Annotated in this window: 15 protein-coding genes; 4 read left to right on the top strand and 11 right to left on the bottom strand. The window is 45.9% G+C overall.

Annotation, left to right across the window (positions count from 1 at the left end):
• Positions 1-417: 417 nt before the first annotated feature.
• Positions 418-1176, bottom strand: coding sequence for a DUF1499 domain-containing protein (locus tag K2Q13_RS10975; protein WP_292921145.1), 759 nt, complete (start codon positions 1174-1176; stop codon positions 418-420).
• 279 nt (positions 1177-1455) lie between these two features.
• On the opposite strand from K2Q13_RS10975, the gene K2Q13_RS10970 reads away from it, so the two are divergent.
• Complete coding sequence (locus K2Q13_RS10970; protein ID WP_292921143.1) at positions 1456-1641, top strand: hypothetical protein; 186 nt, start codon at positions 1456-1458, stop codon at positions 1639-1641.
• A gap of 139 nt (positions 1642-1780) precedes the next feature.
• Here K2Q13_RS10970 and K2Q13_RS10965 read toward each other — a convergent pair whose 3' ends face one another.
• The 3 genes from K2Q13_RS10965 to K2Q13_RS10955 are packed head-to-tail and all read right to left on the bottom strand — an operon-like array spanning position 1781 to position 4804.
• Positions 1781-2983: an ABC transporter permease gene (locus K2Q13_RS10965; RefSeq protein WP_292921142.1), complete on the bottom strand. Its 1203-nt coding sequence runs from the start codon at positions 2981-2983 to the stop codon at positions 1781-1783.
• Positions 2970-3653 (bottom strand): ABC transporter ATP-binding protein, encoded by a 684-nt coding sequence (locus tag K2Q13_RS10960; protein WP_292921141.1) that lies wholly within the window; start codon positions 3651-3653, stop codon positions 2970-2972. Before K2Q13_RS10960 ends, K2Q13_RS10965 begins: the two co-directional genes overlap by 14 nt.
• Positions 3654-3655: 2 nt before the next feature.
• Positions 3656-4804, bottom strand: a complete 1149-nt coding sequence (locus K2Q13_RS10955; protein ID WP_292921140.1) for an efflux RND transporter periplasmic adaptor subunit — start codon at positions 4802-4804, stop codon at positions 3656-3658.
• A 138-nt stretch (positions 4805-4942) separates the two neighbouring features.
• Between K2Q13_RS10955 and K2Q13_RS10950 the strand changes: the two genes are divergently transcribed.
• Positions 4943-6589, top strand: coding sequence for a DNA mismatch repair protein MutS (locus tag K2Q13_RS10950; RefSeq protein WP_292921139.1), 1647 nt, complete (start codon positions 4943-4945; stop codon positions 6587-6589).
• 97 nt (positions 6590-6686) lie between these two features.
• Here the strand turns inward: K2Q13_RS10950 and K2Q13_RS10945 are convergent, their stop codons facing one another.
• Positions 6687-8042, bottom strand: a complete 1356-nt coding sequence (locus K2Q13_RS10945; protein WP_292921138.1) for a porin — start codon at positions 8040-8042, stop codon at positions 6687-6689.
• Positions 8043-8226: 184 nt separating this feature from the next.
• Between K2Q13_RS10945 and K2Q13_RS10940 the strand changes: the two genes are divergently transcribed.
• Positions 8227-8403 (top strand): hypothetical protein, encoded by a 177-nt coding sequence (locus K2Q13_RS10940; RefSeq protein ID WP_292921137.1) that lies wholly within the window; start codon positions 8227-8229, stop codon positions 8401-8403.
• A gap of 159 nt (positions 8404-8562) precedes the next feature.
• Positions 8563-8940 (top strand): hypothetical protein, encoded by a 378-nt coding sequence (locus K2Q13_RS10935; protein WP_292921136.1) that lies wholly within the window; start codon positions 8563-8565, stop codon positions 8938-8940.
• A gap of 77 nt (positions 8941-9017) precedes the next feature.
• Here K2Q13_RS10935 and K2Q13_RS10930 read toward each other — a convergent pair whose 3' ends face one another.
• From K2Q13_RS10930 to K2Q13_RS10905, 6 genes are all read right to left on the bottom strand, one after another.
• Positions 9018-10331, bottom strand: coding sequence for a porin (locus K2Q13_RS10930; RefSeq protein WP_292921135.1), 1314 nt, complete (start codon positions 10329-10331; stop codon positions 9018-9020).
• 187 nt (positions 10332-10518) lie between these two features.
• A complete protein-coding gene (locus K2Q13_RS10925) occupies positions 10519-10977 on the bottom strand; it encodes a hypothetical protein (protein ID WP_292921133.1) in 459 nt (152 codons plus the stop codon).
• Between the two features lie 232 nt (positions 10978-11209).
• Positions 11210-11866: a response regulator transcription factor gene (locus K2Q13_RS10920; RefSeq protein WP_292921132.1), complete on the bottom strand. Its 657-nt coding sequence runs from the start codon at positions 11864-11866 to the stop codon at positions 11210-11212.
• Positions 11867-11870: 4 nt separating this feature from the next.
• Entirely contained in the window at positions 11871-14312 is a 2442-nt protein-coding gene (locus tag K2Q13_RS10915; RefSeq protein WP_292921131.1) for an ATP-binding protein, read from the bottom strand.
• Positions 14313-14711: 399 nt separating this feature from the next.
• Complete coding sequence (locus tag K2Q13_RS10910) at positions 14712-16895, bottom strand: primosomal protein N' (protein ID WP_292921130.1); 2184 nt, start codon at positions 16893-16895, stop codon at positions 14712-14714.
• Between the two features lie 90 nt (positions 16896-16985).
• On the bottom strand, positions 16986-18392 hold the full coding sequence (locus K2Q13_RS10905) for an adhesin (RefSeq protein ID WP_292921129.1): 1407 nt from the start codon (positions 18390-18392) through the stop codon (positions 16986-16988).
• Positions 18393-18464 lie beyond the last annotated feature (72 nt).

Below are 18464 nucleotides of genomic sequence, written 5' to 3'. Positions count from 1 at the left end.
CTCTATCCAACTGAGCTACGGGCGCTTAAGTACAATCGAATTACTTCCAGCTTGTTAACAACCGGGGGATTATATCAGATTGAAGCAATCGCGGGATTCGAAGTTGCATTTTGCTACTGTTTCGATGCTTATAAACTGTAATCAACTCAGCCGATTGTTTCTCTGCAAATCATCAAAATTTCATTTTCGGGGGCGATGATGGTGTATTTGGTCGATCTTGTCAAGATTAAACTCCATTTGCACCGATTCTTGACAGGTGGTTGAGAAACTGCCCGCGGTGTTGGAAAAGGGTTTGGAGTACACATTGCTACGCGTTTTCACTCGTTTTTCCTAATATCGACATTCATCGTGAATGTTTCTCGCAGTTTGATGTGCCATCAACTGTCAACTCAGCCGCTTTGGGTCTGAAATATGTTGTTACTTTTCGCTACTATTAAGGTCATGCAGAAATGCTTTGATGCGCGCCGCGTTGGTGCCCATGTCGCTAATACCAACGCGGGAGGCGGAGCGCATATCAACGATTGTTTTATCCGCTTTAGTAGATACGCGAATCACAATATCATCCTTAAAGCCCATGAATTGGGTTGTATCGGTTGCTTCGATGATGCCATCCTCTGCAGAGACAGCAATAATTTCCCACCCACGCGTCCTGACGAGCGCGACGGCTTCCGAAAAGGCTTGACTCGGATCTTTATCAATCAGCAAAGGACCGAGTTCGGGATACCCTGCTTGCTGAAGCAGGGTAATATTAGCTGGGGTTTGTCGGTCTAGTGCGTTGTGTTCGGCTGTACGCAAAGTAAGAATGGTCTCGAAGCTTGGCGGATTTTGCAAATCGGTGCTGATGTCATGAATGCGCGGTACTTTGTATCCTGCCTGAATGGTGAGGAAAACAGGCGCTACAACAGCAAGGCCAAGTGCCAGTCCAGCGAGCGCTGAAAGCGCGCCTGTCACTTTAGTGTCGACCGGTGTAATGATGGCGAAAATGCTGACGATGGCGGAAAGTATGGCCATCATACCCAGTGCTGCGCCGCCAATAAGAATGACCAATGCCACTTGGTAATTCATGATGCCAAAACGATATCCCAGAACAGCTAGAGCCGCGATAGCTGAGGATAGGCACGCATGTTTGAAACTCCAACGCGCAAACTCCGAGCGCTCTTTTGTTTTTGCTTTCATTTTATTCAGTTACCTTGAATTAATTTGGATACGAAATTATAGCAGCCGTAATCCAATGGTTTCTGGCATTTCAGATGTAGGCGAAATACTTGCAGTATGTGATTATGAATAAATGAATGCATTGCCAGAAGCGAGCTGCGAGCCATTGCAGAGAAGTGATTGAATGCGCGCTAGGGTTGAGGTAGATCAATTTATTTGGCTGAATATTTCTATATATTAATAAATACATTACAACAAAATTGGATTAAGCTAATGTTCTACGGAGAGGAGAAAAACGACATGATGACAAAATACATATTCTTAGCCGCGCTATTTTCAGCTTGGGTGCTTACTGCTTGTAATGAGCCTAAAAGAACGCCTGATGGGCATCTGATGGATAGACCGAAAATGTCGGCCTATGGTCCAGATGATGTTACAAGGCATGATATGGGCGCTACTGATACTGACGCTGAAGACAAAAAGTAATTTTTATCACGATCAACTTGCGGGAAGGCTGAGCCAGATCCATATCCAATTTTGTAAGCGAGCAGGTCGGCGCTATGGGTGGCGAGCTTTGAGGATATTTTTCTAGTGTAAAAAATAAAGTAGAAAGTGCCTATTAAGTTTATTTTTTTCCTAGTGCATTCACTGCATCCAATTTGGCTGCTTTACTGGCGGGCAACATGCTGGCTAGAATACCGGTGATCAAAGCGACTGTAATTCCTGCCATAGAAGCCCATACCGGCGGCCAGGCGGGAAGCTGTGGGAACGTTAAACGTAGCATCAAGCTGCCAAATTGCCCGAGCAAGAATCCTAAGATAGCGCCTGCTAACGACAACAAAACCGCTTCAGTAAAGAACAGGCGGCGGATATCGACGGATGATGCACCGATGGCTTTCAGTAGGCCGATCTCTGCGGTGCGTTGGCTGACCGCAACCAGCATCACATTCATTACCAAAATACCGGCAACAATCAGACTGATCGCGGCAATCCCGGCGACTGCCAGAGTCAATGCCTGCAGAATGCGGTTAAAGGTCGAGAGAATGGCATCTTGCGTAATCACGGTAATATCTTCTTCTCCGTCGTGACTCTGCTTTACTGTCGCTAATATGGCCTGCTTTGCTGGTTCGATTTCACTGTGACTCTTGGCTTCAATCAGAATGCGGAATAGTGAAGTCGTATTAAACATGACTTGAGCATGGCCAATCGGAATAATGACAATTTCATCGGTGTTGTATCCCATCGTTTCACCCTGCGACATCAGCACACCGGAGACCAAGAATCGGCTATCGCCCAATCGAACGCGCTGCCCGATGGCCTGAGTGCGGGGAAAGAATTCACGGGCTATTTTTGCACCCAGAACGATTTGAGCATTGTTCTCAGTGCCGTGTGCAAGGAAACTCCCTTGCGCCAGCACCATGTGCCGGATCGGTATCAGATGGACATTGCTGCCGAGCACAGTCACTGCACGCAAGCGATTGGCAGCGGATAGCTCCGCTTCGCCGACATTGAGCGGCGCATAACGCCGCACTTGCGGTAAGCGGCCGATCAATTGCGCATCCTTTAATGTCAGGTCGCGTGGCGTCTGGCCCAACACTGCGCCCAAGAATGCTCCTGAAGTTTCTGCCCGTCCGGGTAGCACCACAAGCAAATTGGTGCCGATGGAAGAAAATTGATTGATTACATAGTTTCTTGCGCCATCGCCCAATGCTGTCAACACCACCACGGCAGCTACGCCCAGTGCCATCGCGAGTATAATCAGCAATGAGCGGATGCGATAGCTCAGCACCGTTTTAAATGATGTTTGTACTGTATCAACCAGTCGCATTTGCTTGATCGGTTAAAATTTCTCCATCGCGCATGCCGATCTGGCGATGTGCACGCGCACCCAGCTCCCGATCATGCGTGACGACAATTAACGTAGTTCCACGATGATGGAGATCTTCCAATAGTGACATCACTTCTGCACCGATTTGATGATCCAGGTTTCCGGTGGGTTCATCCGCCAGAATGACGCTGGGTTGCATGATGGTTGCACGCGCAATCGCCACGCGCTGACGCTGTCCGCCGGAAAGCTCCGCCGGACGGTGCTGTGCACGTTGTTTTAGTTCGAAAGCCTGTAACGCTTGTTCGACGCGGATTTGTCGTTGTTCAGACGGCATGCCACTGAGTGTTAATGGCAATTCAATATTTTCTGCGGCGGTCAAGCGTGGAACCAGATGGAACGATTGAAAGACAAAGCCAATTCTTTCGCGGCGGATTTGTGCTTGCTCGGTTTCAGATAAGTCGGTAACCAATTTTTCATCTAGTTCGTAACGTCCGCTATCGGGTTTGTCGAGTAAGCCGAGAATATTCAGTAACGTGGATTTCCCCGAGCCGGAAGGTCCCATGATCGAAACATACTCCCCCGAGGCGATCTGCAGATTGATGTTATTCAGCGCATAAACCGCTTGATCACCCATGTGAAATGTGCGCGTTATAGCAGTCAGGCGGATCATGATTATTGAGGTTTGGGCTGCACGATAACACCTGTTTTGATATCGTCCTGATTAAAAGACATCAGCACTTGATCACCTGCTTTCAAGCCACTGCGAACCTCGGTAAAACTCCAATTGCTCAAACCGGTTTCCAGTGGCTGCTCAACTAATCGATTTTTTTCATCCACCATCCAGACTTTATTGTTTTGTCGGATGGCTTGCGTCGGAATACGCAGCACAGCTTCCCTGCGCTCAAGGATGACTTCCACATCGGCACTGTAACCCACTAGCAGGGTATCTGTTGGAATATGCAGGAAATCCACTTCGATATCCACTGTGCGAGCTTGCTTCTCGATTTCAGTCACGTAGGGCGCAATGCGCCGGACTTTTCCAGGAAAGATTTTTTCCGGCATGGCATCGAGCGTGATGCGCGCTTCCTGTCCCACCTTGATTTTTGGCGCATCGACTTCATCCATCGGTGCGGTGACATACAAACAACGGTCGTCGATCAGATCAATCGTCGGCGGGGTAGGGATGCCGGGTGGCGAAGGAGTGGTGAATTCGCCTAATTCACCGGAAATTTTTCCAATCACGCCGGAGAAGGGTGCGGTAATGATGGTGCGATCAATTCCTGCCTGGGATACGTGGGTCTGCGCTTCGGCGCGCCTGATGTCGGAAATGGCCGCTTCGCAGCTGGCCTGACGGGAGCGTGCGTTGGCATGGGCATCGTCGTAGCGTTGCGAACTGACAAAACCCTGTTCGACCAACTGTTGCGTGCGGTTCGATTCACGCTGGGCGTTTTCCGCTAGAATGCAGGTTTCGCGGCGCCGTTCTTGCGCCATCGCTAGTTGACGCTGTGCGAGCTCGCGTTGTGCTCGCAAATCCTGATTCCATAACTCCAATAAAATCTGATTCTTTTGCACATGATCGCCTTCTTTTACCCATATTTTGGCAATCTTCCCACCGGTTATCGGTGCAAGATTAGATCGCTGACAGGATTTGACCGTGCCCGCGCGCGTGTTGACAATCGTGGCTTCCACATCGCCTGTGGCGATGACGGCTAAGTCCACCTCCAATGGTTCGGGTCGGGTGTAATACCAGCTTGCGAGCGCAATCGCACTTGCTATGGCAATAAAACCAATCAATCGGAGCGGTTTGTTAATTGATGGCATCGTTAGAAACAATGTGCGGGTGGACAGAAAAGGTCATTGTGTTGTGTTTCATTGCAAATATGGGTATTTTACACGCTCAGTCAGCATTGCTTGCTGGCAACTCACAAAAACCGAAAAAACCTTAAACAGACTTTCCGTATGATTGATATTTGGCACAAAAAATTCATTTTATCCGACTCCGAACAACCCACGACGGTGGAAGCTATCCGTCCTACCGAAAGTGATTACGAAACGCTGGATGCGAAGACCTTTGAAGCGATTGAGGCAGCAGCCTTGTTTCATGCGATCAATCAAACCCAGACTGAAACCGGTCGGCTGACGCTGTATCGCTCCATCGCTCGTCCGGCCCAGGATGCAGGAATGTTGCAGCAAAAACAGATAGCGTTGCGTGAAATAGAATCGGATCCGCAATTGCATGATGCGATTGCAAAATTTGTGAGAAAAACGGTTTCCGGGGAAAAATCATTGAAATATTTGTTGTATGGTGAGTTTGACGGTGGCCTGACGACCGAGGATCCGAGCAGCCGCACGGATAAACTGGAATTTGGCGGCTATGGTTACCGGCAGTACGTCGACGGCACCGAGTTTGCCGTGGACTTGGTCGAGGGCGCTGCACAAATTCCGCAGCCACAGTCTCCCTATTTGCGCACACTGCTGGATGCTTTTCGTGATTTCGGCCAATCGCGCATCTATGCATTGATGCAAGGTCCGGCTTACGTCTCCGGCAGTAAATTCAAAAGCAAAAAAGAAAAGTCCGCCTTTGATCTATATTCACGTTTCCGGCCTACCTTGTTTAAACTCATACCGATGGTGACTTTCTTTGCCGCATCGTATGGCATTTTGTTTTTCTTAGAAAACTTCATGCCACAGTTCAATGCGTCTTACATCGGCTACGGCATCCTGGCACTCACGGTGCCGGTGTTTCCGATTGTGTTGCTGGCGATGGGCGTATCTGACCGTGACTTGATCATTTATCCGTTGCGCAGGCAATTTCGCGAAAGCCCAGAACTGGCCAAGACTGTTGAAGCATATGGCATGCTGGATGAATTGCTGTCATTCTACCGCTATGGTCAATTGATTGCTGGCGACAAGGTATTGCCGCAAATCCTTGATGAAAAGAAGCACCGACTGACTGTCAGTCAGGCCCGGAACCCTTTGCTGATAAGAACAATTCCTGATTACGTACCGAATGATATTCACCTCGATCAGGCAGGGCGCGTACTGATCATCACCGGCCCGAACAGTGGTGGTAAGACGGCGTATTGCAAGACTGTGGTGCAAATTCAGCTACTCGGGCAGATTGGTTGTTACATCCCCGCCATGCAAGGGCAACTGGTTCCGGCGGAACACCTCTATTATCAAGTCCCCGACCCCGGCCAGCTCAGCGCCGCAATGGGGCGTTTCGGCCATGAACTCCAGCGCACCAAGGAGATTTTCTTTAATGCCACACCGCTCAGTCTGGTGGTGCTGGATGAGTTATCCGAAGGCACCACATTTGAAGAAAAAATGACCATTTCGGAATATATCCTGAAAGGATTCCATAAACTCGGCGCGAGCACTCTGCTGGTCACGCACAATCACGAACTGTGCGAACTGCTGCAAAAAGACAGCATCGGCCGCTATCTGCAAGTCGAATTCCAACCGCAAGGTCCAACGCACAGAATGATTGAAGGTATCTCCAAAGTTAGCCATGCGGATCGTGTCGCCAATGCAATTGGGTTCAGTCAGAGGGATGTGGAAGCGCATTTGGAGCGGCAGGGTGAAAATCATAGAAGCGGAATATGATCTGTCAAAGATCAAGACGCGCAAAAATCTGTATGCCAAGTTCTTGGGTCATGACGGTTATTGCGTTGAACTACAGCAATGTCAATCATCCCAATTCCTAAAATGGTAGCAAAAAATCGAGTGAAAATAGGATCTGGTCTTTGTTGCCACCAAATGGCCGGTATGCGGTTGTATGATAGGCATCGACCCGATCATAGCGAATATTCGGTCGGATAGTGAGTTTCTTCAGTGCATTCCAGGTTAGTTTGAGCGTTTTGGCGGCTTTCCAGTTTAATCCGAGCGTCACGTTATAATAATCGGCCGGGGTGGCGGTGACAGTGTTGGGATTGCCGGCATAACTGACAGTGTTGCCATTCACGACATTGCTGGCAGCGGCGATGCGGAATGGGGAGGGATTGCGAAAGCCAGCTTCGTCACGATACCATTCGCCGCGTGCGCCAATCGAGACATTGTCGGTCAGATCGTAGTATAGATGCATGAGAGCGCTGAACCATTCGGCGTCTTTGATGACATTGGCGTATTTCAGATTGTTCAGCAACACGCCGCCAGCATGGCCATAAACATGGTGTAAAACTAACAAGGTTTTGGGGGTGATCCTGTGCTTAAACACGATGTTGTAGAACCCCCAAATTTCACTGCTGCGTGCGGAAGTTTCACCATAGGTGCCGGAAAGATGCAATGAAGTGGCTTCATTGTCGCTGGTCCAGGTGAAACCTCCCAATCCACTCCAATTGCTTAGCTGCCTATCCCAGCCAGCATCCCAGCCACCTGTCGCGCTGCCTGTCAATGGGCCTCCGATAATTTGCCAGTTTGCGTTCGCTTGATAAGTGGCCAGCATGCCCGTATGGGTGAAAGGTTCACCGACGTTCAGGGTATACGCCCGGGTATAGAAAAAGTTATCGGGTGCGGGAACGGTCTCGAAGCCGGTGGGCGTATAGAAATGACCTAGCTTTACGTTGAGCCCGTTTCCCACAGGTACATATGCTTCCACGAATGCTTGTGGCAGCGCGATACCGTAGGTGCGCGTTGAGGCGCAGCATAGGTTGAGGTCCCACTCACTTCTTTTAAGTGGCGTTCCATCATTGACATCAAACGTTGGCACGCCAAACGCCTGGGTGAAAATAGCATCGGTTCCGAACATAAAATCGAAACGTCCGCCAAAGTCCCATTTTTTGCCTTCAGAGACAACCGAGCGCCGCATGAATAGATTGAATTGATTCAACTGAAACGTGTTGGCCTGGTCGGCAAAAATAACAGGGCCATTAAATCCGCCTGATTGGCTGGGATTTAACGTTGCGCCGCCGTGAATCCAGCCGCCGAAATCCAGTTTGTGATGGTTAAGAAATTTTTTAAAGCTGTTGGCGCAAAGGTTTTCAGAATAGATTGAGCAAAAAAGAATGCCGCTCGTCAAGGCGCATATCAGCCATCCTGAGTATTTCAAGTTAACTTTCATTTTGAAGTATTATTAAACTAACATTATGATAAATAATATTTTTCTAATAGTTGTCGTCTGAAAAATATTGTGCCTACAAAGATAAGGTTAATGGTTTCCATTGATGGAAAACAATGGTTTGCCCAATATACGCCTGGCGTTTACCAAACTAAGATGATGCCATACCGTAGAACAGGAGGTATTCATGATGAAAAAATTAAAATTGTCATTATTGGTATTAGCGTTCGTTATTCTAAGTGCTTGTGCACAGATGAATTCATCGTTGGTTGCACCCAAGGGGATAGCAAGCAACGATCCTGAATATCAGCCATTTCGGGTATTTCAAGTTAGATTGCATACTGCAGGTATTTCATTAAATTAGTTCGTTAGACGTGATATTGATTTATTTGTAGTGATTTTATAGAGGTATTGTAATCATTATGGTTAATGGTTTCCATTAATGAAAAACAAGGGTTATCCCAATATACATGCGGCGTTGATCAAATTAAGATAGTGCCATACGTTAGAGGAGGTATTCATTATGAAAACATTAAAATTGTCAGTCGGTGTGTTGGCATTAATCGTTCTGAGCGCTTGTGCACAAATGAATGCGTCGCTAATTGCACCGACAGGGATCGCGAACAATGATCATGAGGCTTTGGTCAGCTATTATGAAACCGTAGCCGATGAAGCAAGATCGAATTTGCAGAAGAATAAAAGAATCCTTGCAGCATATGAAGCACGTCCCTATTATTATGGACGAAGAGGTTTGGATTTGCAGTCGCATACGTCCGCGAATATTCGCGCACATGAAAAGACCTTGCAAGAAAGCCTGAGATTTGCTGAGATTCATAGAAGGATGGCGACAAAACAAAGCAGTGATCCAATCAGTAAAGCAAAGGTCAAGCCGGGTTTATGACTTGCTTTGGACGGTAGGGCGTAATTAGTGGGTATTGTGGGTGAGATTTTCATTTTACCGCTGGTATGATTTGATTCCTAAAAAGGAATGACGAAATCGAGCGAAAACAGAATTTGATCTTTATTGCCGGCAAAGGGTCGATAAGCGCTTGTATGCAAAGCATCGACCCTGTCATAACGAATGTTCGGTCGGATGTTGAGCTTTTTTATCGCATCCCATTGAAATTTTAGGGTCTTTGCAGCCTTCCAGTTTAAACCGATGGTCGCGGCATAGTAGTCGGCTGGGGTAATGGTGACGCTGCTGAGATTGCCGGCGTAACTCGTAGCTACACCGTTCACGATGTTGGTTGCGGCAGCAATTCGGAAGGGAGAAGGATTGCGAAACCCATCGCGGTCCCGAAACCATTCGCCGCGTGCACCTATCGATAAATTCTCGGTAAGATCATGGTATAGATGCGTTACGAAACCAATCCATTCGGCGTCCTTTACTACATTGGTATATTTCATATTATTTAATAAAACGCCACCGGCATAACCATGAACATGATGTAATACCAGTAGAGTTTTAGGATCTATTTTGTGCTGAAATACAATATTGTACATTCCCCATGACTCGTCGCTTCGTGTTGAAATTTTGCCATAAGTGCCGGTAACGTTGAGTGAAGTGGCTTGGTTGTCGCTGGTCCAGGTAATGCCCGCAACACCCCCCCAATTACCTAATTGCTTGTCCCATCCGCTATCCCAGCCACCCGTAGCGCTGCCAGTAACGGCACTCCCGGAAACGGACCAATTGTTGTTGACGATATAATTGGCTTGTAGACCGGTATGTGTGAATGGTTCTCCGGCATTAAAGGAGTAGGCACGGGTATAGAAAAAATTATCTGGAGCTGGGACGGTTTCAAAACCGGTGGGAGAGTAAAAATGTCCTGCTTTTATATTGATGCCGTTTTTCCCTATCGGTACATGCGCTTCCAAGTAGGCTTGTGGGAGTGCGATTCCATAAGTGCGCGTTGAGGAGCAGCAGAGATTGAGATCCCAGTTATTGCGATTGAGAGCTTCGCCGGAATTGACATCAAAAGTCGGTACACCAAAAGCCTGCGTAAAAATTGCATCAGTTCCAAACAAAAAATCGAAACGTCCGCCGAAATCCCATCTTCTAGTTTCCGATATTACTGGGCGTTGCAAAAAAAGATTGAATTGATTTAACTGGAATCGATTGGCTTGATCAGCAAAAGCAACAGGACCATTGTAACCGCCTGATTGGCTCGGGTTTAAAGTTGCACCACCGTGAATCCAGCCACCGAGTTCTATTCTGCTATCTTTAAAATGTTTTTTTAAATTATTTGCGTAAGGAGTGGTTGCATATAAAAAGAAAAAAAATGTGCCTCCCATTATGAATATGGTTAGCAGCCATTTCAGAAATCTTTTTTCAGAGTGATGGTACGATTCATTCATACATACAAATATAAACAGCCAAAGGCACGGGGAGTATTAACATTCCCCGTGCCTTTGGCATTCTTAAGAGCGATACTTAATTTATAATTCTATTCATCAATGCATCGCCTGATGCAAAGATTCTTTAATTCCTTGCTGGTTCAGAGCTGAGTCTAGCTTTGATTTTACGGTTCTGTACTTGATTCAGACTATCGTCAGATCGCGCATATTCATTTTTTTGAAGATCTGCAGCGATTTTGCGATGATAACCAGCTTGCTGAATGGCTGCTGTCGTTTCTTGTTCGTAGTGGCGGATATTTGCCAGCGTATGTGATTTATAATCCTGCCCTCGTCTGCCATAGTAGTGGCTATGATCTTCATATTCTTCTAACAATGCCATTTTTTCTTCAACTTTTGCGGTCATTTCTTTGGCCAGGTTGTCGTAGTAATTGGCTAAATTTTCGTGGTCACTGAATGTTTTGGCTTCTGATGCAATCTGACTGTTATCCATATTACGTGCTTCCATTGGACTTAACTGCGCACAGGCAACTAATATAGAAAGCATCGGTAAAACTGCAAGATATTTTCCAAGCTGTATATTCATAATGGTAAGTCTCCAAGTGGATTGACACATGTGTGAATCCTACAAGAATCAATACTGAAATGATATTGGGGAATCCATTGTTTTTGAATAAGGGAAACCCTTAGATTGAATTAAATTGTGCGTATATTTAATCTCTTCCGGGTTTAATTCCTCGCCCCTTGGGGCGAAGGCTGGTTGAAAACCAGCAGTCTGAAGAGCGCTTTTAATACCTCGCTGCTTGCGGCGGGGTGCTTTATTGCTCTTCAGAAATCCAGCGTGTGGCGTAACGGATTAAGTCGGCACCATCTTTTAAATGTAGTTTGACCCGGATATTGAAACGATGCGTTTCAATTGTTTTGATGCTGCGACAGAGTAATTTGGCAATTTCTTGACTGCTATGTCCTTGTCCGATCAAGTGGAGTACTTCGAATTCACTGGGAGTCAGTGTGTTGATGAGCTGCTCGGGTTCGGTGTGACCAGATGCAATGCGTTTTAACAATTTGTCATGCATTTGCTTGCTTAAATAAACATTACCATTGAGTACCTCATGAATTGCCGCCAACAATATTTCGCCAGGTTCTTGTTTCATCACATAGCCACGAGCACCGGCGCGTAAAGCGCGTTCTGCATACACGGATTCATCATGCATGGAAACGAACAGAACGGGAAGTGAAGGTTTCAGTGCATGCATGCTTTTAATCACTTCAAAACCAGATACGGTTTTAAGCGTGACATCCAATAAAACAATATCAACAGGTTCGTTTTTCTTCAGTATTGCCAATGCTTCGTTGCCGTCACCGGCTTCGGCAATTACTTCCATATCGGATTCCATGTTGATCATCATCGCCATACCATGCCTTAACATGGCATGATCATCCACTAACATTACTTTGATTTTATTTGTAGACATTTTATTAGGCCATCCGCATTTCTAAACGAACTTCTGTTCCACCTTCGGCACGAGAGAGAAAATTCAATTTTGCGCCCAACTGTTTGGCACGATATTGCATTATTTTTATACCCATCCCGGGAGTTGTTTGCGATGCTCCATCCGTTTCAATAAATCCACTGCCGTCATCGGCAATTGACAAACACAGTATTTCTTCGTTTGAAGATAAGGATAGGGTGATATGTTGGGCTTTACCATGGCGAATTGCATTGTTGGTAGCTTCCTGCGCAATTCGATATAGGTTAAGTGCCAGAGTATTATCTTGAATGATAATGCCATTTTTACAAGAAAAAAGACAAGATATGCTGTAAGTCGTCGAGACCCTGTTTGCCAGTGCTTGTATAGCGGCAACCAAACCATTGGCTTCTATTTCAAATGGAAGCAGTCCTTGCGCCAGTTGCTTGATGTGTATTACGGAGATTTGTGCTTGTGAAGCAATGGAAGCGGCAATTGTTGCCATACTGGTGTTTCCAGCAGCGACTATTTGTTTCTCCAGCGCCCTGGCTTGATAGCCGATAGCCGCTATTTCCTGTCCTAGATTGTCATGTAACTCCTGTCCGATCGTGTGTGCTTGCTCTTCAGCTACGAGTACCAGAGCTTGTTCTAATCGCTTGCGTTCAAGCCAGCTTTCCAAGTCGCTGGCGATCGCGTTAATGAGATTTTGCTCTTCCACCATGAGATAAGGATGATCTGCCGGGTAATAAACTCGTATTTGACCGCACACTTTACCATTGACATAAATCAAGGCGCAGCAAGTGCAAGCAGGATCTCGCTCTGTACGCCAGTAACCGGTTTTTCTGTGAGTGATTTTGGCTTTTGACTGTAATCGATGTCCAGTTTCCGGGTCAAATTTTCCTATGGTAAATCTCCAGCCATTGAGTTCGATTACGGCACTTGCCATATCAGGAAATTGCATGGCCGGTATCAGGCGTTCAAAAATATTCTGGCAAACGTTATCTATCGACGATTCCATGCCAATGCCGCGACGAATTTCATAGAGGCAAGTGATTTCTTTCAGGCGCTCATGCAATAACTCTTCGACTTGCTTACGCTCCAACCATCGTGCCAGATCACTGGTGATTGCATCGATAAGCTTTTGTTCTTCCAAAGTTAAGAACGGTTTGTCTTGGGGGTAGAATACGCTTAGTTGGCCACATATCGTGCCATTCACAGTGATCTTTGAGTTTAATTCATGCGTCATGTTTTCAGTCGAAGTCGCAGAAGCAATGCGTTTCCCGTCGAGCTCGATTATTACCGAAGCATGTTCTGGATATTGCATGGCAGGTATCAGGTGTGTAATTATCTGTTGACAGGCTTTGTCGACAGATAAATCCAATCCAATGTTGCGGCGAATCTCATACAGGCAGGTAATTTCTTTCAGCCGTTCGCGCAGCTCAATCTCCTTATGACTCAGTTCGATAGAAATCTGTTCTGCAGTTTCTTTAGCATTGCGTGATTCTCTTTCGGATCTGATCAGTTTTCGAACAAACCAATTCAATAGTAATATCTCAGCAATAATCAATCCGGCAAGATAAAAGACAATGGTCATCAATTGATCATTGACCGGACTGAATAATTCCTCCTGATCCAACTTCAGAACCATGCCTAAATCAATACCGTGGAGTGGCGCATAGGCCTCTATTACCGGTATGTGGCGATAATCCTTGACCGCTATAACACCGCTTGTGCCATTAAGTGCTAGGCTTATTGGCAGTATTCCACCTTCTCTTGTATATCTCAGGTGCGTAAATTTTATACCGTCAATTTGGCTGATAAAACAAGCCATTGCTTGTGTGTCCGCAGTAGGAGGCGCACACAATATGAACTCGCCGGTTTTGCCAATGGATCTTATTTCGCTAAATCTGCGTGTCACTTGTGGTAGTTTGATTTCTGTCACAATTCTGCCGATATGGCGCTTTTCTTGATCTGTAATATCGATCTGAGTGTGAAGAATAAATTGATTGTCCCAGATAAGGAACGTGTCATTGTATTTCGGAAGCGGTATTGATTGAGCTACATTTTTAGAAAAATGACCAATTTGAGATAACGTATTGCCCTTGGCATCATAAACAATTGCGGCAGAAAAACCTGACTCGGGGAGTGAATTAACATTTCGCTCAAGATCTTGCAATGCGTTTTTATTATCTGGCTGAGCGTTGAGTTCTTGCATTGATTGAATTAAGAACGGACGGAGAGATAAAGTGTGTGTATCTCCCATGCCTTTTTGAATTTGGTTCTCTACAAGGAGTGCTTTGCCCTGTAGTGCAACACGTAAGCCTATGCCAAGTACGGATTCAATCTGCTGCCGCATTGCACTGTAAACAGCAATACCTGTTGATAAAGTTAATCCTAGTAGGAGTAGGCCGCCGATAATATTAATCTTGTGATCATCGCGTGTAAAAAACAATTTATCCTCCTCAACTGGGTTATCGGTATATGGCTTATGCAGAATATTTCGGCAACCGAATTGAAGTCAGTATGCCACACTTGATTAAGGCGGATAAAAGTACAGTTCCCGGATTAACAGAGATAAATAATTTTTGGTAGGCTGCCATAGTTTGTGAGCAAGTTCGTGAGTTTTTAGTGTCAGCCAAATTTCTCAGATGCAACATGCAGTTTACTGAAATACTATTAAACTTCGCAAGTCGCCGTTTTGTGAAGCTATAAAATGATTGTTGTCATTAAAATGACACTATGCCCCATGTAATTTTCTTTTGCGTAGCATATTACTAAGTAAGTACTAAGGCAGCTATGATTGCTAAGATATTTGATCGGATTCATTGCTGAGGATAGTGATTGTTATAAATCAAAATTCAATTGGATCAACATCCAGTACCCAGCGTATTTTGCGGGCGGATAATGTATTAATTTGCACATACCATTCGGCCAGAAAAGTCTGCAACTGTTTGCGTGAAGTTGACTGTATGAGTAAGTATGCGCGCTCCATTCCTTTTAAACGTAACAACTGTGCAGGCACTGGATCAAAAAGTTGTATCGCTTGGGTGGGTTTGGCCAAATGTGCAGCTTGTTTTAGAAAATTAAGTACAACTTTGATGTTGTGGGCTTCTGCGCGCAAAAGTGTTTGATATACATAGGGCGGGAATCCGGCTATTTCTCTTTCTGTTAGCAGAGTCTGCGCTAGGGTGTCATAATCGTGCTGCTGCAACGCATAGTACAGGGGATGATTAGGAAACTCAGTTTGAATTAGCACATGCCCCGCAACATTGGCTCGGCCTGCACGGCCGGAAACTTGCATGAGTTGCGCAAATAAACGTTCACTGGCGCGAAAATCTGTACTGTAGAGCGAGGTATCGGCATTCAGAATACCCACCAGTGATAAATTAGGAAAGTCATGCCCTTTGGCCAACAGTTGCGTGCCGATCAGAATGTCTATTTGGTGGTTATGGATGGCATGCAAAATTTCTTTCCAGGCATTTTTGCGGCGTGTGCTGTCGCGATCGATGCGCAAAATTCGTGCTGATGGAAAATGCGCAATCAGCGCTTCTTCCACACGCTGTGTGCCTTGACCAAACGGTGCGATATCCTGATTGCCGCATTGCGGGCAAGCTCGCGGGAATTTTTCTTCATGACCGCAATGGTGACAGCATAATTTTTTATCGCGTAAATGAACCACTAGACGACTGGAACAACGCTGACAGAGCGCATTCCAACTACAGGATTTGCATAGTAGTACTGGCGCATAGCCGCGCCGGTTGATGAAAATCAGGCTTTGGTGTTTTTCAGATAAACATTTTTCTAGTGCTTTGAGCAGTGGTTCGGATAATCCATCCTGTGATTTATGAATACGCGTGTCAATATACTGAATCGAAGGCAGCCTAGCGCTTTGCACCGCGCGGGAATTGAGGCGAATATACTGGTAGCGGCCATTGATTGCATTGGAATAACTTTCCAAGGATGGTGTGGCGGTTCCTAGCACCACAGGAATATTTGTTTTCCGTGCGCGAAAAATCGCTAAGTCACGTGCGGAATAACGCAATCCATCTTGTTGTTTGAATGAGCTGTCGTGTTCTTCGTCGACGATGATCAAGCCCAATTTGGGTAGAGGTGTAAAAATAGCCAAGCGCGTGCCTAGAATAATTTTAGCTTCGCCGAGCTGTGCTTGCAGCCAACCGGTTAGCCGTTCTGTGTCGTTGAGTCCGCTGTGCAGATTAACCAGTGAAGTGGTGCAAAAGCGCGCACGAAAAACTGCTTCCAGTTGAGGTGTTAAATTGATTTCCGGGATCAGCACCAGTGTTTGCTTATCGTGTGACAGAACCGACTCGATGATACGCAAATACACCTCGGTTTTTCCGCTGCCGGTCACTCCATGCAGCAACCAAGTGTTAAATCGTTCAAGCCCAGCAGTCACGATGGTTACTGCATTGACTTGCTCGGCTGTCAAGGTAGGAATGATTGTAGCTTTTGGCGTGGTTGTATTGATTATGGGTTGTTCGGCTATCCAACCGAGTTGCTTCCATTCATCTAGCAATTTACTGGTGCGCGATGAAATTTGTTTGATTTGGTGGGAAGTCAGTTGTGCCGCATTCTGAAATTCTGTCAGTAGGCGGCGCGCCACGCGATTGCGTGCAGGAATACTAGTGATATCAATCTGCCTGCCTAAATTTGTGAGACTCAGTGGATGTTGTGTGGAATCTTTCAGTTTAATCGGCTTGTTGTTGCGCAGTAGTGCGGGTAGGCTGTTCATGATTACCCCGCCGAGCGGGTGATGGTAATACTGACTACAGAATTTGAACAAATCCAGCAATGCTGGCGGGAGCGGATTTATTTCCCGGAAAATACAGTAAACGGATTTGAGTTTCTCGATTGGGACCTGAGTTTCCGTACTGATCGCCATAATAATGCCCGTAATCTTTTTTTTACCAAATGGTACGCAGACACGCAGACCAATATCGTGCATGCTGGCATCTTCGGCTTGATAATCAAATAAAGTGTCTTTGGGAATATTTAGGGCGACGCGAATGATGCGCATGAGCAGTCGGGACTATTGCGGCTGAGAGACGTTACCCACCTGGTTTTGAACAAATTCCAGTGAGTAACGTGTCAAGATTGGAGTAACAAGTTATTTCGAAACGCGGTATAGCGTAATGGATGGTTCGCGGGATTTTTCTAATTGAGCCGTAGTTCCGTCAGAGCTGATTGAGAAATTTGCGCTACCTTCCTGATGGGAGAAGCCGACACAGCCATTCGTGTTATAGGTAAACCTTGATAAATCGAGCTTGTTGCTTCCCTTGTCGTAGGAATACGATGCAAATTCGATACCGGGTTTCCCACATTCTGCTTGATCTTCGCGTTGTGCTTCACCCGTTGGGTCGATCATTAGAAATTTACCGTTTGGAAAGAATATCAGCGTTTGTGTTTTAATGGCATTTTCATCATAAGCCCAGGCTCCGATGATTCCGGTCGCATCGTTATCAATTTTTGCGAATCGTGTTTCCTTGACTTCTTTTTCTGCCACTTCATTTTCGTTACTGAGTTCGATTGGCTTGGCGATATGAAAGAGTTCACCAAATACACTGGTTTTTTCTCGTTCTCTTTGTACCGTTACAATGTCAGAATACATCAATTCTAAACCGTCGGTACGTACCCTGCGGGTTGGTCCCGGATCGGATAAACCAGCTCTGAGGTTGGTGTCGATGGTCGGTTTACCAACTAGCTTGAATCCACGATTATCGAAATCAACCGCACTGACAACACCTGCTTCGACACCTGCCTGAAAAATGGTTCGCCCACTACATACGCGATTTTCATCACAGGAATCATCCGGTCTGGCGTCGCCCTGTAAATATTCCCCGCTGCTATCGGCTGCCACCCGCAGTACGCTGGCGTTTTGATCGGTATAGCTTACCCAGATTTGTGCGCTGAGCAGTGCGACACCTTGTGACATGAAATGGTCGCGTGCCTCCTCAGGGGTTCTGGCTTCGCCTTCTATGCCTCCAGCTTCCATGATGCTTTTTAAATTAGCGGATTCAGCAAATGTTTCCGGATTACTGTTGAGATTAATGGATCCTTTGACGGCAGCAGCCGTTTCCTGCGAAATGGAAATTCCATTGGATAAATTTCTATCGGAATCAATGGATTGCAATAGGACCAATAAATTTTGTAATTTGTTGTTGTTATCTCCTGCCAGTTCAATCGGCGTCACAATTTGTGAACCCGGAATATTTCCCAGTGTCAAACCGCCCAATTTGAATTCTATTTTGTCGCCATGGTTGAAGTTAAAATTACCTTGCTCATCAGTTATGCCCGATTTGCCGGAAGAGGCGTTATAGCTAACGCCAGAGACTGGGGAATCAACTAAAATACCCACGGCTGGGCCGGTGGGCATATTTCTTTTGGTCGCTGATGTGGAGGATGACGATGTTGTGGCAGTATTCTCACTACTATCACAAGCGACAAGTCCCACAATAAATGCTGTGGATAATAAGGCTATCCATGAATTCTTTTTAAATAAGTGTGTGGATTTCATTAAGATGCTCTCTTTTTTGATTAATTAAAAATTCAATCTTGTACAATTTACACTTTGCGGTTGTCACAATGA

The organism is Nitrosomonas sp. (assembly GCF_019752095.1).
In the GTDB taxonomy this organism is placed as follows: domain Bacteria; phylum Pseudomonadota; class Gammaproteobacteria; order Burkholderiales; family Nitrosomonadaceae; genus Nitrosomonas.
Note: the sequence above shows the minus strand (reverse complement) of the source record. Positions and strands in the feature narration are given on the sequence as shown.

Bases quoted from the DNA above. Each gene is read 5' to 3' on its own strand.
- K2Q13_RS10975 (WP_292921145.1), bottom strand. From the start codon at position 1,176: ATGAAAGCAAAAACAAAAGAGCGCTCGGAGTTTGCGCGTTGGAGTTTC.
- K2Q13_RS10970 (WP_292921143.1), top strand. From the start codon at position 1,456: ATGATGACAAAATACATATTCTTAGCCGCGCTATTTTCAGCTTGGGTG.
- K2Q13_RS10965 (WP_292921142.1), bottom strand. From the start codon at position 2,983: ATGCGACTGGTTGATACAGTACAAACATCATTTAAAACGGTGCTGAGC.
- K2Q13_RS10960 (WP_292921141.1), bottom strand. From the start codon at position 3,653: ATGATCCGCCTGACTGCTATAACGCGCACATTTCACATGGGTGATCAA.
- K2Q13_RS10955 (WP_292921140.1), bottom strand. From the start codon at position 4,804: ATGCCATCAATTAACAAACCGCTCCGATTGATTGGTTTTATTGCCATA.
- K2Q13_RS10950 (WP_292921139.1), top strand. From the start codon at position 4,943: ATGATTGATATTTGGCACAAAAAATTCATTTTATCCGACTCCGAACAA.
- K2Q13_RS10945 (WP_292921138.1), bottom strand. From the start codon at position 8,042: ATGAAAGTTAACTTGAAATACTCAGGATGGCTGATATGCGCCTTGACG.
- K2Q13_RS10940 (WP_292921137.1), top strand. From the start codon at position 8,227: ATGATGAAAAAATTAAAATTGTCATTATTGGTATTAGCGTTCGTTATT.
- K2Q13_RS10935 (WP_292921136.1), top strand. From the start codon at position 8,563: ATGAAAACATTAAAATTGTCAGTCGGTGTGTTGGCATTAATCGTTCTG.
- K2Q13_RS10930 (WP_292921135.1), bottom strand. From the start codon at position 10,331: ATGGGAGGCACATTTTTTTTCTTTTTATATGCAACCACTCCTTACGCA.
- K2Q13_RS10925 (WP_292921133.1), bottom strand. From the start codon at position 10,977: ATGAATATACAGCTTGGAAAATATCTTGCAGTTTTACCGATGCTTTCT.
- K2Q13_RS10920 (WP_292921132.1), bottom strand. From the start codon at position 11,866: ATGTCTACAAATAAAATCAAAGTAATGTTAGTGGATGATCATGCCATG.
- K2Q13_RS10910 (WP_292921130.1), bottom strand. From the start codon at position 16,895: ATGCGCATCATTCGCGTCGCCCTAAATATTCCCAAAGACACTTTATTT.
- K2Q13_RS10905 (WP_292921129.1), bottom strand. From the start codon at position 18,392: ATGAAATCCACACACTTATTTAAAAAGAATTCATGGATAGCCTTATTA.